Genomic DNA, 12,839 nt, shown 5'->3' on the forward strand with positions numbered 1-12,839 from the left:
TCCTTCCTCGGATCCTGCTACACGGCGTCAATATTTTCCGAATGCCAGAGCGACGTTGTGGCCGCCCAAACTGAACGAATTATTGATCGCATACCTGTAGTCACCTGCGCGCGGCTCGTCGGCCACCACATCCAGATCGGCTTCCGGATCCAAATTGCGCAGGTTCAACGTCGGCGGTATGACGCCGTCCCGCAGGACCAACAACGTCAGAATCGCTTCCACCGCACCGACGGCGCCGATTGAATAGCCCAGCGCCGCCTTCGGCGCGTATACCGCCGGCCGGTGGGCGCCCAACGCGTTGTTGATTGCCTTCGCCTCGGCCAGGTCGCCGACGATGGTACCGGCCGCGTGCGCGTTGACGTGATCGATATCGCCAGGAGTCAGCCCGGCAAGCTCAATCGCCCGGACGATCGCGTGGCTGGCCCGTGCACCATTAGGATTGGGAGCCACGATGTGATAGCCGTCTGAGGTGATGCCAGCGCCCATCAGTCGACCAAAGGCCTTGGCGCCGCGCGCTTTTGCGTGGTCCTCGGACTCGACCACCATCAGTGCACCCGCTTCGCCAAATACCAAGCCGTCGCGGTCTCTGTCGAACGGGCGACACGCGCCGGCCGGATCGTCGTTGTTCATCGACAGCAAACCCAACTGAGCAAACGCAGCGATGGGGACGGCCTCGATCCTGGTTTCAACACCCCCGCAGATTGCGATGTCCGCCTCACCGACCACGATTGCGCGCCACGCCTGGGCGATGGCCTCGGCCCCGGAGGCATCGGCGGACACCGGGGTGGTGATGCCAGCTTTCGCGCCACGTTCCAGCCCGACAGCGGCGGCCGCGGCGTTGGGCATGGCCTTCTGCACACCGAACGGGGAAATAGCTCGAATACCGCGTTCGCGGATCTCGTCGTAGGCGGCGATCCATTCCTCGGTCGAGCCCATCCCGGTGCCGATGGACACCATCAACCGGTTGGTGTCGACCTCGGGCGAGCCGGCGCTCGCCCATACCCGCCGGCCGAGCCGTGTCGACATCTTCTGCAGGAACAGGTAGCGGCGCAGTTCGATCCGCGTCAGTTCATGGTCGAAATCCTCGAGCAGGTGTCCACCGATGCGGACCGGGAGGTCGAACTCCTCGACAAATGGATCATCGAGCTTGCGGATCCCGCTCTGTTTGTCCAGCAGCTTCTTCCAGGTGCTGTCGGCATCCGTAGCCAGCGCAGTCGTCATCGCGATGCCGGTGACAACCACATCGGGCAAACCATTTCCGGTTGAGAGCCCCGCCATAGCGTTGCCCGCCCTCTCCTTTCCCGGCCTCGAAGCTCCTTTCCCGGCCTCGACGCCCCTTTCCACCAATCCGGTCCCCTTGCGAGTCCGAATACAGCGTAGATCCGGTGGCGACGGGTCGCTGGATTCTGAGCACAGCAAATGGGCTAACGTCGGCACCGATTGCCGCGGCTTGACGAGGGGTATACGTTCGCGATGATGACACGCGCAAGTGAGAACACCGGCGACACGGCTCTGAAGCCGAACGTCGATAACATCCAGTCGCACTACGACCGGTCCAACGAGTTCTTCAAGCTGTGGCTCGATCCGTCGATGACCTACAGTTGCGCGTACTTCGAGCGCGATGACATGACGCTGGAAGAAGCGCAGCGGGCCAAGATCGATCTGTCGCTGGGCAAGTTGGGGCTGCAGCCCGGTATGACGCTGCTCGACATCGGCTGTGGCTGGGGCTCCACCATGCGACGGGCGATCGAGAAGTACGACGTCAACGTGATCGGGCTGACGTTGAGCGAAAACCAGCTGGCCCACAACAAACAGAAGTTCGCCGAAATGGACTCACCGCGTATCAAGGACGTGCGGCTGCACGGCTGGGAGGAGTTCGACGAACCGGTCGACCGCATCGTGTCGCTGGGCGCATTCGAGCACTTCGCCGACGGCGTAGGCACTTTCGAGCGATACGCCGACTTTTTCAAGATGTGTTACAACGTGCTGCCCGACGACGGCGTCATGCTGCTGCACACGATCGTTGTGCCCACTGAACAAGAAGGCCAGCAGATGGGGCTGAAGCGAACGATGTCGCTGATCCGGTTCATCAGCTTCATCCGGAGGGAGATCTACCCCGGCGGGCGGTTGCCGACAATTCCCGTTGTCGACGAATACGCGACCGCGGCCGGCTTCGACATCACCCGTCATCACATGATCGGGCACAACTACGTTCGCACCTTGGACACGTGGGCCAAGGGGCTCGAAGCGCATCAGGACCGGGCGATCGAGCTCAAAGGCGAAGACGAGTACAACACCTTCATGAAGTACCTAACCGGTTGCCGCGAGCTGTTCCGCGACGGTTACACCAACGTGTGCCAGTTCACAATGGAAAAACCAGCCGCCTAGCTGGCGTCACTTGGTCAGGGTGAACTGGGCGACCTCCGTGATTCCCCGGCGGAAGAAGTCGGCACAGCCCAACAGGTAGCGCATGTAGCGCTCGTACACCTCTTCGGGCTGGATGGCTCGGGCGCGACCGTGGTTGGCCTCGAGATTGGCTGCCCAGGTATCCAGGGTCCGTGCGTAGTGCGGGTGCAGCATTTCGACCTGCTCGCAGGCGAACCCGGCGGCACGGGAATACTCCTCGATGTCTTCTTTTGACGGTAGCTGGCCACCAGGAAAGATTTCATGCTGGATAAAGCGCATGAATCTCAGGTCGGTCATCGTCACCTTGACGCCGTGCTCGTGCCAATAGGTCCAGGGATGCGTATAAATGCTGTGCAACAGCATCCGCCCGTCGCCGGGCATTATGTCGTAGGCGCGTTCGAAGAATGCCGGATAGCGCTCCTTCTTGAACGCGTCGAAAGCCTCGACGGTGATGATCCGGTCGACCTTTTCGTCGAACTCCTCCCAGCCCTGCAGTCGTGCCTCCGCGCTCCGTTTGGTGGGGATGCCGGACAGCTTGGCCTGGCTGTACTCGGCGTGATTACGGCTGAGCGTGATGCCAATGACGTTGACGTCGTACTTCTCAACGGCTCGGACCAGTGCACCGCCCCAGCCGCAGCCGACGTCGAGCAGCGTCATTCCCGGCTCGAGGTTGAGCTTGTTCAACGCCAAATCAAGTTTGGCCTTCTGCGCCTCTTCGAGCGTCATATCGTCGCGCTCGAAATAAGCGCACGTGTAGGTCATGGTGGGATCGAGAAATAATGAGAAGAACTCATCAGAAAGGTCGTAGATCGCCTGCGACTCTTCGTAGAACGGCCTTAACCCACTCATTCCAGCACTACCTATCGAGTTTGCCCCGACCCGTGCATAAGCACCATACCGCAGCGGGAACAGGCAGCACAGCCGAATGCCGTGGCGCCCAACGCAACTCGACAACCGTTAGTAAGAGTAGAAGCCCTTACCGGATTTCTTTCCCAGCAAACCCGCCTCGACCATCCGCAGCAAAAGGGGCGGCGGCCCGTAATGCGGCTCCTTGAATTCCTCGTACAGCTTGTCGGCGATCAGCTTGAGGGTGTCCAGACCAATCAGATCGGACAACCGCAGCGGGCCCATCGGATGCGACAGCCCGGCGACAACCGCCTTGTCGACATCCTCGACGGTGGCAAAACCGGCTTCAACCATCCGGATCGCCGAAAGCAGGTACGGCACCAGCAACGCATTCACCACGAAGCCGGAACGGTCCGAGCACCGGACAACCTGCTTCTTCAGAACCGCGCTGGCGAACTCCTCGGTGCGTGCGGCCGCGGCCTCGTCGGTGAGCAGCGTGCTGACCAACTCCACCAGTGGCAGCACCGGAACAGGGTTGAAGAAGTGCAAACCCAACACCCGGCCCGGATTGGCTGTGGCGGCAGCAACTTTCATGATCGGAATGCTCGACGTGTTCGACGCCAGGACGGCGTCGGGGTCGGTGATCACGCGATCCAGTTCGGCGAAGATGGCGGTCTTGACCTTCTCGTCCTCGACCACCGCCTCGATGACCAGCTGTCGGTCGGCCAACTCGGCGAGATCGGTGGTGAATTTCAGCTTGGCGACCGCAGCGTCGCGCTCGCGCTCGGTGATCTTGCCGGCGCTGACACCGCGCTCGACCGACTTGACGATCCGATTGCGCCCGGCAGTCGTGAGTGCCTCAGTCGGCTCGTACACACGCACGTCAACCCCTGCGCGGGCCGATACTTCGGCGATGCCGGCACCCATTTGGCCGGCTCCGATGACTCCCACTCGTTCGATCGGCACGTTTCTCCTTCAGGCTCCGCGGTCCCATTGACCCGGCGGATAGGAACAGGCCCCGCCCAGGTTCGCCGGGCGGGGCCTGCGCTGTCAACTTAGCGGGATCAAACCGCTCAGAAGCTCGTTTGTCACGCTCGTCCTCAGTGGCTCAAGCCCATCGGTTCCACTTCGTCCTCGCCGGCAAGCCCGCTCGTCCTCAGTGGCTCAAGCCATCAGTGGAACTGACCCTCTTCGGTCGAGCCGGCCAGGGCGGTGGTCGACGAGGTCGGGTCCACCGTGGTGGCGATGCGGTCGAAGTAACCGGCACCGACCTCACGCTGGTGCTTGGTCGCGGTGTAACCGCGCTCCTCGGCGGCGAACTCGCGCTCCTGCAGCTCGACGTAAGCGCTCATCTGGTTGCGGGCGTAGCCGTAGGCCAGGTCGAACATCGAGTAGTTGAGCGCGTGGAAGCCGGCCAGCGTGATGAACTGGAACTTGAATCCCATTGCGCCAAGCTCTTTTTGGAACCGAGCGATGGTCGAGTCGTCCAGGTGCTTCTTCCAGTTGAACGACGGCGAGCAGTTGTAGGCCAGCATCTGGTCCGGGAACTCGCTCTTGACGCCCTCGGCGAACCGACGGGCCAGGTCCAGATCCGGCGTGCCGGTCTCCATCCAGATCAGGTCGGAGTAGGGCGCGTAGGCCTTGGCACGAGCGATGCACGGCTCCAAGCCGTTCTTCACCCGGTAGAAGCCCTCGGACGTGCGCTCACCGCTGATGAACGGGCGGTCGCGCTCGTCGACGTCGGAGGTGATCAACGTGGCCGCCTCGGCGTCGGTGCGGGCGATGACGACCGTCGGAACACCGGCGACGTCGGCCGCCAGGCGAGCCGAGGTCAGCGTCCGGATGTGCTGCTGGGTCGGGATCAGCACCTTGCCACCGAGGTGACCGCACTTCTTCTCCGAAGCCAGCTGGTCTTCCCAGTGCGAACCGGCGACACCGGCGGCGATCATGGCCTTCTGCAGCTCGTAGACGTTGAGCGCGCCACCGAAGCCGGCCTCACCGTCGGCCACGATCGGGGCGAGCCAGTTCTCGACGGAGGTGTCGCCCTCGACCGCGGCGATCTCGTCGGCGCGCAGCAGCGCGTTGTTGATGCGGCGCACCACCTGCGGCACCGAGTTGGCCGGGTACAGGCTCTGGTCGGGGTAGGTGTGGCCGGACAAGTTAGCGTCGCCGGCGACCTGCCAACCCGACAGGTAGATCGCCTTCAGGCCGGCGCGCACCTGCTGCACTGCCATGTTGCCGGTCAGCGCGCCGAGCGCGTTGACGAACTCCAGGTCGTGCAGTTGGTTCCACAGCACTTCCGCGCCACGGTGGGCCAGCGTGTGCGCCTCGACCACGCTGCCCTGCAGGGCGACGACGTCGGCGGCGGTGTAGTTACGGGTGACGTTCTTCCAGCGGGGGTTGGTGTCCCAGTCGTGCTGGATTTGTTCGGCGCTTTTCGGCGTGCCAACGCTAGACATTGGGCTTGCTCCTCAAAGGTATCGAAAGGTTATTGAGCTGAGGGTCGGATTTCCAGGCTTGTTAAGGCCCTCAGCGTCTTTGCTCATCTGCTAAGTCGAAGATGGCACAGGTTAGCTTCGCAGGTCCACCGATTTCTTTTGCCAATTTTGGCTAGGACTTCGCGCCAATTTGCAAAGGTTGCGAAGACCGGGAGAACTGAACCGTTTCAGTTTCTACCGACCAGTAACATGAATGCGCAGGTCAATGCTTACGTTTGCGTGACGGGCGTACTGCTAAAGCGCGAAGATCGACGCGACCGCTTTGGTCTCGTCACCGACGGCATATGTGAGCGTTCTAACAGTGCGATCAGCCAGGTCAGCGCCGAATCGATCGGTCGATCCGGCCGGGTGTACGTGCGAGATGATCTCCAGCTTGTCGCCCAGCGCCGCCGCGGCGTCATGCTCGATGGTCACCCGCAGCGGCGCCTTCAGTAGTTCGGGATACGACGCCAGGTAGTCCTCGACCACGCTCCAGTACACGGAGTTGTTCATGTGGTCGAAGAAGTCGATGTCGGTGAATCGAATTGGAAACTCGCGGATTTCCTCGGCGTCGTCGCGACTGCCGGCGCGCAGATAGGCTTTCCACCGCAGCCGGTCGACATCGGTGGTGCGCCGCAGACCCTCGAGGAAGTCGTCGGCGATGCGTGCCGGCGTCTGGGTGTCGCGGTTGAAGTTGATCCAAAAACCCTCGGACTCCATCAGGCCGCCCTTGCGTCCGTCGATGCGGACCCGCATCTCACACCATCGGTTCGACGTTCCGGAACACCACCGGCGCATCCGCAACATGTCGCCGAATTCGATCGGGCGGATCAGGTCAATCATGGTCCGACGCACGATCCACAGCGGATGGGTTTCCTCGTAGCCCATCTCGCGAAGCTGATCCTGGCCGATGTCCACGATGTGACGGGCCGCGGAGTCGAAGCGCAGCCGCCCATCACGGTCGATGTCGGCGACGCGCAGCGGCCACTCAAGGTCGAAGACGTCGGGATGGCCGTCCGGAACCGGCATCATGACTTTGTCCAGGGTCACCGTTTCACTCCCCGCTGCTGCGTACGCCGGCCCGATCCGTCGCATTGCTAGACGGCCTAGCTAGCTACCCCCAACCGAGAATCATGCCAAACGTCGCTGCTGCGACGCCAATCCAGAGCACCGTGCCAACTCTGCTAACCACATCTTCGCAACGCAGGTAGGCTGGCCAGGTGTCCAAGACCTTCGTCGGATCGCGGGTTCGCCAGCTGCGCAGCGAGCGCGGCTTCAGCCAGGCCGCGCTGGCCCAGATGCTGGAGATCTCACCGAGCTATCTCAACCAGATCGAGCACGACGTCCGTCCCCTGACGGTGGCCGTGCTGTTGCGGATCACCGAAGTCTTCGGGGTCGACGCCACGTTCTTCGCCTCCCAAGACGACACCCGGCTGGTCGCCGAACTGCGCGAAGTGACCATGGACCGCGATCTGGACATCGACGTCGACCTGTCCGAAGTCGCCGACATCGTCAACGGGCACCCGGGGTTCGCGCGGGCCATGGTCAACCTGCATCGCCGCTACCGGATCACCACCGCGCAGCTGGCCGCCGCCACCGAGGAACGGTTCTCCGACGGCAGCGGCAGCGGGTCGATCACCATGCCGCATGAAGAGGTGCGCGATTACTTCTACCAGCGGCAGAATTATCTGCACGAGCTGGACACCGCCGCCGAGGACCTGACCACCCGGATGCGGTTGCACCACGGCGACCTGGCCGGCGAGTTGTCCCGCCGGCTCACCGAGGTGCACCGCGTGCACATCAACAAGCGCATCGACCTCGGCGACACCGTACTGCACCGCTACGACGCGGCCACCAAGACGCTGGAGATCAGCAACCACCTCTCGTCAGGCCAGCAGGTGTTCAAGCTGGCCGCCGAGCTGGCGTATCTCGAGTTCGGCGACCTGATCGACAGCATGGTCACCGAAGGCAAGTTCACCAGCGACGAGTCGCGCACCCTGGCCCGGCTCGGGCTGGCCAACTACTTCGCCGCCGCCGCGGTGCTGCCGTACCGGCAGTTTCACGACGTCGCGGAGAATTTCCGCTACGACGTCGAGCGGCTCTCGGCCTTCTACTCTGTGAGCTACGAGACGATCGGACACCGGCTGTCCACACTGCAACGGCCGTCCATGCGGGGCGTGCCGTTCTCCTTCATCCGGGTAGACCGGGCCGGAAACATGTCAAAACGCCAGTCCGCCACCGGTTTTCACTTTTCGTCCAGTGGCGGAACTTGTCCGCTGTGGAATGTTTATGAGACGTTCGCCAACCCGGGCAAGATCCAGGTGCAGATCGCCCAGATGCCCGACGGCCGTAATTACATGTGGGTGGCCAGGACCGTGGAGCGGCGGGCATCACGATATGGTCAGCCCGGTAAAACCTTCGCGATCGGGCTGGGCTGCGAACTCCGGCACGCCCACCGGCTCGTCTACTCGGAAGGACTGGACTTGTCTGGCGACATCGCCACACCGATCGGCGCGGGCTGCCGGGTCTGCGAACGCGACAACTGCCCGCAGCGGGCGTTCCCCGCATTGGGCCGGGCACTCGACCTCAACGAGCACCGCAGCACGGTCTCCCCTTACCTGGTCAAGCAAGCATGACCGGCCCAACGGAGACCGGTCAGGTCGGTCGTATTCCGCCGGCACGGTTCCGCGACTTGGGGTTGATCAACTGGATTTTGGCGAAGTCCGCCGCCCGCACGGTCGGCGCGCCGCAGATGCACCTGTTCACCACGCTGGGTCAACACAAGCGGCTGTTCTTGGCGATGATGCCGTACGCCGCGGCGCTGCTGCGGGGCCGATTGCCGCTCGTCGACACCGAGTTGGTGATCCTGCGGGTCGCGCATCTGCGCGATTCGGAATACGAGCTGCAGCACCACCGCAAGATGGGGCGCCGTCGCGGACTCGACGATCAGACCCAGGCCGCGATCTTCGCCTGGCCGAATTCCACCGGCGAGCTGACCGACCGGCAGCAAGCGCTGCTGAACGCCACCGACGAGTTCATCAACAACCGCGCGATCAGCGACGAGGTCTGGCAGCAGCTGTCCCGCCACCTCGATCGGCGTCAACTTATCGAATTCTGCATGCTCGCAGGACAATACGACGGCCTGGCCGCCACCATGTCGGCCCTGCACATTCCGCTGGACAACCCTAGCTAGCCGGTCCATCACAGGTAGGTGCGGAAAAGCACGCCCAACGACAGCAGCACCGGAAGAACCGGCAACGCGAAGACAAACGACGCCAGCGCGAGGTTCCGCTGCCGCCGCAGCCGCCGTCCCCGTAACACCGCCCACAACGCGAACATCGCCGAGACGAGCAGCACGACCAGACTCCACATGCTCACCGTGCTGACGGCGTCACCGATCGAGATCGCGACCAGCCACAGGACATAGCCGACGATCACTCCGCCGATGGCGGTCCAAATCGATTCGGTACGCATCGGCGTCAGAAGTTGATCATGTGCCCGGTCAGTCCGTGGAAGCACTCCTGCAGCGCCTCCGACATCGTCGGGTGGGTATGCACGTTGCGGGCCAACTCGTTTGCGGTCAGGTCCCACTTCTGCGCCAGGGTCAGCTCGGGCAGCAACTCGGACACGTCGTGGCCGATCAGGTGCCCGCCGAGCAGCTCGAGGTGTTTGGCGTCGGCGATGAGCTTGACGAAACCGCTGGGGTCGCCCACGCCGTGCGCCTTGGCGTTGGCGGTGAACGGGAACTTGGCGACCACCACGTCGTAGCCCTCGTCGCGGGCCTGCTCCTCGGTGAGCCCGAAGCTGGCCACATTCGGCTGGCAGAACGTCGCGCGGGGCAGCATACGGTAGTCGCCGAGTGCCAAAGTTTCTGCGCCGGCGATGGTTTCGGCCGCCACCACGCCCTGGGCCTCGGCGACGTGCGCCAGCTGCAACAGCCCGGTGACATCGCCGATGGCATAGATGTGCGAGACGTTGGTCTGCATGTAGTCGGTGATCCCGATGGCCTTGCGGTCGGTCAACGCGACCCCGGCCTTGTCCAGGCCGTAGCCTTCGACATTGGGAGCAAATCCGATGGCCTGCAACACTTTCTGAGCTTTGAGCTCCTCGGATTTACCGTCCTTGCTGACGGTCACCGTGACAACGGATCCGTCGTCGGCGATCGACTCGACTTTGGTGCCGGTGAGGATCTTGACGCCGAGTTTCTTGAACTGCTTCTCGATCTCCTTGGACACCTCGGCGTCTTCGTTAGGCAGTGCGCGCGGCAGGAATTCGACGATGGTCACGTCGACGCCGTAGTTCTTCAGCACGTAGCCGAATTCCATGCCGATGGCCCCGGCCCCGGCGATGACGATCGACTCCGGCAGCTCCCGCGACAGGATCTGCTCCTCGTAGGTGACGACGTTCGCCGACAGCGACGTGCCGGGAACCAGCCGGGTGCTGCTGCCGGTGGCGATGATGACGTTGTCGAACGTGACCGTCTCGGTCCCGCCGTCGTTGAGCTCGACCGCCAGCGTGTGGGCGTCGGTGAATCTGCCGTATCCGTGGATCTCGGTGATCTGGTTCTTCTTCATCAGGAAATGCACGCCGGCGACCCGGCCCTCGGCCACCTTGCGGCTTCGGTCATAAGCGACGCCGTAATCGAATGTCGCCTCGCCGCTGATGCCAAAGGCCTTGGCCTCTTTATTGAAAATGTGGGCGAGTTCGGCGTTGCGCAGCAAGGCTTTCGACGGGATGCAGCCGACGTTGAGACAGACTCCGCCCCAGTATTTGGGTTCGACGACGGCCGTTTTCAATCCCAGCTGCGCTGCGCGGATGGCCGCCACATATCCGCCGGGTCCGGCTCCGAGGACGACAACGTCATAGTGAGAAGTCACGGCCCCCACCCTAGTGGCTCGGCCCGCTCGTCAGCTGGCCAGCCAGTTTTCGACGTTGTGGTTGTAACCGTCGGCGACGCGCAGGCTGCGGCCGCGTCCGCGGGTAAGCCATCCGCGGGCGAGGAAAACGCTGGTGATCGCGGCGGGCAGCGCTCCCGCCAGGTGGACCCGGCGATCGGTCCAGTCAACGCATGAGCGGGCGAACACCCGTCGGCTGGCCCGCAGCGTGGCCAGGTCGATGCCCAGCGCGTCGACCAAATGCTGTCCGCGGTCGGTGAGCTCGTGGTCCCGGTCGTCGAGGCAGCGGATGGCCCCGGTGACCAACAGCCGATCTCGAAGTTGCACACCGCGACGGCCGGCCAGGTGGTCGTAGCAGGTCCGCGCCTCGAACAGCGCCCGGGCGGCGCGATGCTGACTTAGCGGGACCGGAGCCGGCGGCGCGATCTGGGCGATGGCCTCCAGCACGGTGGCCACCTCCGGGTTGACGATTTCGTGGTATCGATGCCGGCCCTGGGCTCGGACCCGGATCAGCCCGCCTTCGGTCAGCCGGCGCAGGTGGGTGGAGGCGGTGGCGGGATGCACGCCGGCCCGCCGGGCCAGCTCCCCCGCCGGTAGCGCCCGGCCGCCGGCGAGGGCCGCGAGCATCGCCGCGCGCGCCGGATCTTCGATCAAGTCTGCGATTGAGGCGAGGTTGCGATCGGCCGGGGTGTAGGAGGCCGACGTGTCGCTCACCCCGCCAGCCTTGCACAGCCGCCATCGACTGGCTCAGTGCGGGAAGACGCCCATCAGGCAAGGACGCTGGCTGTGGTCGCAATAGAACGCGCCGTAGAACGGGGCCGCGGCGACGACCGAGGCGAACACCGCCGAGATCACCCCGATCGCCAACGCTGACACCAGCGGCCGGTCGGGCACCATCGCCAGCATCAAGCCCGCGACCACGCACACCACGACGTAGACCAACACCACGAACACCACCGCGGTCTTGTGTGCGGAGTGGTCGTGGGTCCACCAGTAGAACAGGCCGACACCGATCGTCCCCGCCGGAACCCACACCGCCCAGAGCATCAGGATGAACTGCCACCACCTCAAGTGGTGGTAGCGGCCGGGCACGGCGATCGGCGGTGCCGGCGCGGGCAGCGACCCGGACGGCGGCGCTTCGTCCGTCGCGGCCTCAGTCACCGGAGCGGGGCTGCTCGTCGGCTCGTCCGGTGTCTGGGTCGCCGACGTGTCCGACCGTCGTTGCCACCACCTGCGTCGCCGAGCCTTCGGTTCCGGTTCGATGACCGCCGGTTCGGCCTTGGGATGTGCGCCGGTGTCGAAGATCGGCGTGTACGCCTCGGTCTTCGGCATCGATGCGGTATCCACGCCGTTCTCGTCAGCCACGGGTAGTCACCTCGATCACCGCCAGCACCCCGAACCATCCCGGCGCCAGCGCCAGGATGAACGCGCCGAGTGCGGTCAGCCATCGGCGCCGGGACAACAGGATCACCAGCAGCCCGACGGCGCTGGGAAACCCGACGACCAACGCGATCGCGACGTCCGGGCGCATGCGACCGTGATCCACCGTCATCGCGGCGGTTCCGCCCAGCACCCCGACCGCGACGCCGAGCAGCATGGCGCTGGTGAGCAGCCAGGTCCGCGGCAGCGGGATCACGCTTTGACGATACTGCCGCGGCTGCCCGCTACCGCTTTACCGGCGCGGCGCGCCCTGCGGGTACTGAGCAAGCGTCCGCGGCGGCAGCCACCACCGGTGAACGTGCCGGCGGGCGCGCGCCGCGCTCGTAATCGGCCCCGGCGATCACCGCGGTGGCCGTGAGCTCCGCGTTCTCGGCGTCGCTGAAAGCGCGACCGCGGGATAAAAACCGCATCCCCTCGGGTGCTTCCAGGCTGAATCCGCCGCCGCGGCCGGGCACCAGGTCGATGACCAGCTGGGTGTGCTTCCAGGCCTGAAACTGGGGCCCGGAGATCCACACCGGCACCCCCCCATCCACGTCCAGGACACCGAGCAGCACGTCGCGGTCACCCACGATGAAGTCTCCGTCCGGGTAGCACATCGGCGACGACCCGTCGCAGCAGCCGCCGGACTGATGAAACATCACCGGGCCGTGCCGGTCGGCCAGCTCACCGAGCAGCTTGGCGGCAGCGGCGGTGACCACCACCCGCGGCGTCATCAGAAGAATCCTTGCGCCTTCTGGGAGTACGACACCATCAGGTTCTTGGTCTGCTGGTAGTG

General features: G+C 64.3%; 14 protein-coding genes. 3 read left to right on the forward strand and 11 right to left on the reverse strand.

Translation table 11 applies throughout. The features are described 5' to 3' along the window. Positions 1 to 27: 27 nt before the first annotated feature. Positions 28 to 1,278: a KasA/KasB family beta-ketoacyl-ACP synthase gene (locus tag VKI00_RS12390; RefSeq protein ID WP_324437744.1), complete on the reverse strand. Its 1,251-nt coding sequence runs from the start codon at positions 1,276 to 1,278 to the stop codon at positions 28 to 30. A 195-nt stretch (positions 1,279 to 1,473) separates the two neighbouring features. Between VKI00_RS12390 and VKI00_RS12395 the strand changes: the two genes are divergently transcribed. Beyond that, positions 1,474 to 2,388 (forward strand): cyclopropane mycolic acid synthase family methyltransferase, encoded by a 915-nt coding sequence (locus VKI00_RS12395; RefSeq protein ID WP_414687179.1) that lies wholly within the window; start codon positions 1,474 to 1,476, stop codon positions 2,386 to 2,388. A gap of 6 nt (positions 2,389 to 2,394) precedes the next feature. Here VKI00_RS12395 and VKI00_RS12400 read toward each other — a convergent pair whose 3' ends face one another. From VKI00_RS12400 to VKI00_RS12415, 4 genes are all read right to left on the reverse strand, one after another. Then, on the reverse strand, positions 2,395 to 3,255 hold the full coding sequence (locus tag VKI00_RS12400) for a cyclopropane mycolic acid synthase family methyltransferase (protein ID WP_324437746.1): 861 nt from the start codon (positions 3,253 to 3,255) through the stop codon (positions 2,395 to 2,397). 108 nt (positions 3,256 to 3,363) lie between these two features. Then, positions 3,364 to 4,218 (reverse strand): 3-hydroxybutyryl-CoA dehydrogenase, encoded by an 855-nt coding sequence (locus VKI00_RS12405; protein WP_324437747.1) that lies wholly within the window; start codon positions 4,216 to 4,218, stop codon positions 3,364 to 3,366. A 206-nt stretch (positions 4,219 to 4,424) separates the two neighbouring features. Further along, on the reverse strand, positions 4,425 to 5,711 hold the full coding sequence (gene aceA, locus VKI00_RS12410) for an isocitrate lyase (RefSeq protein WP_324437748.1): 1,287 nt from the start codon (positions 5,709 to 5,711) through the stop codon (positions 4,425 to 4,427). 273 nt (positions 5,712 to 5,984) lie between these two features. Further along, positions 5,985 to 6,779 carry an acyl-[acyl-carrier-protein] thioesterase gene (locus tag VKI00_RS12415; RefSeq protein WP_324437749.1) on the reverse strand — a complete coding sequence of 265 codons (795 nt, stop codon included), beginning with the start codon at positions 6,777 to 6,779 and terminating at the stop codon, positions 5,985 to 5,987. 170 nt (positions 6,780 to 6,949) lie between these two features. Here VKI00_RS12415 and ramB point away from each other — a divergent pair, with 170 nt between their 5' ends. Continuing rightward, a complete protein-coding gene (ramB, locus tag VKI00_RS12420) occupies positions 6,950 to 8,365 on the forward strand; it encodes an acetate metabolism transcriptional regulator RamB (RefSeq protein ID WP_324437750.1) in 1,416 nt (471 codons plus the stop codon). Further along, complete coding sequence (locus tag VKI00_RS12425) at positions 8,362 to 8,922, forward strand: carboxymuconolactone decarboxylase family protein (protein WP_324437751.1); 561 nt, start codon at positions 8,362 to 8,364, stop codon at positions 8,920 to 8,922. The genes ramB and VKI00_RS12425 overlap by 4 nt, the downstream gene beginning before the upstream one ends. 8 nt (positions 8,923 to 8,930) lie before the next feature. Here VKI00_RS12425 and VKI00_RS12430 read toward each other — a convergent pair whose 3' ends face one another. The 6 genes from VKI00_RS12430 to VKI00_RS12455 are packed head-to-tail and all read right to left on the reverse strand — an operon-like array spanning position 8,931 to position 12,777. After that, complete coding sequence (locus VKI00_RS12430) at positions 8,931 to 9,203, reverse strand: hypothetical protein (protein WP_324437752.1); 273 nt, start codon at positions 9,201 to 9,203, stop codon at positions 8,931 to 8,933. A gap of 5 nt (positions 9,204 to 9,208) precedes the next feature. Beyond that, complete coding sequence (lpdA, locus tag VKI00_RS12435; RefSeq protein ID WP_324437753.1) at positions 9,209 to 10,606, reverse strand: dihydrolipoyl dehydrogenase; 1,398 nt, start codon at positions 10,604 to 10,606, stop codon at positions 9,209 to 9,211. Positions 10,607 to 10,636: 30 nt separating this feature from the next. Continuing rightward, positions 10,637 to 11,338, reverse strand: a complete 702-nt coding sequence (locus tag VKI00_RS12440) for a helix-turn-helix domain-containing protein (protein ID WP_324437754.1) — start codon at positions 11,336 to 11,338, stop codon at positions 10,637 to 10,639. Between the two features lie 33 nt (positions 11,339 to 11,371). After that, positions 11,372 to 11,989: a hypothetical protein gene (locus VKI00_RS12445; RefSeq protein WP_324437755.1), complete on the reverse strand. Its 618-nt coding sequence runs from the start codon at positions 11,987 to 11,989 to the stop codon at positions 11,372 to 11,374. Then, a complete protein-coding gene (locus tag VKI00_RS12450; protein WP_324437756.1) occupies positions 11,982 to 12,260 on the reverse strand; it encodes a putative holin in 279 nt (92 codons plus the stop codon). The genes VKI00_RS12445 and VKI00_RS12450 overlap by 8 nt, the downstream gene beginning before the upstream one ends. Positions 12,261 to 12,288: 28 nt before the next feature. After that, the gene (locus tag VKI00_RS12455) at positions 12,289 to 12,777 is read right to left on the reverse strand and encodes a DUF779 domain-containing protein (protein WP_324437757.1); all 489 of its coding nucleotides are present in this window, start codon (positions 12,775 to 12,777) and stop codon (positions 12,289 to 12,291) included. Between the last annotated feature and the right edge of the window lie 62 nt (positions 12,778 to 12,839).

It is taken from the genome of Mycobacterium sp. (assembly GCF_035314665.1).
Lineage (GTDB): Bacteria > Actinomycetota > Actinomycetes > Mycobacteriales > Mycobacteriaceae > Mycobacterium.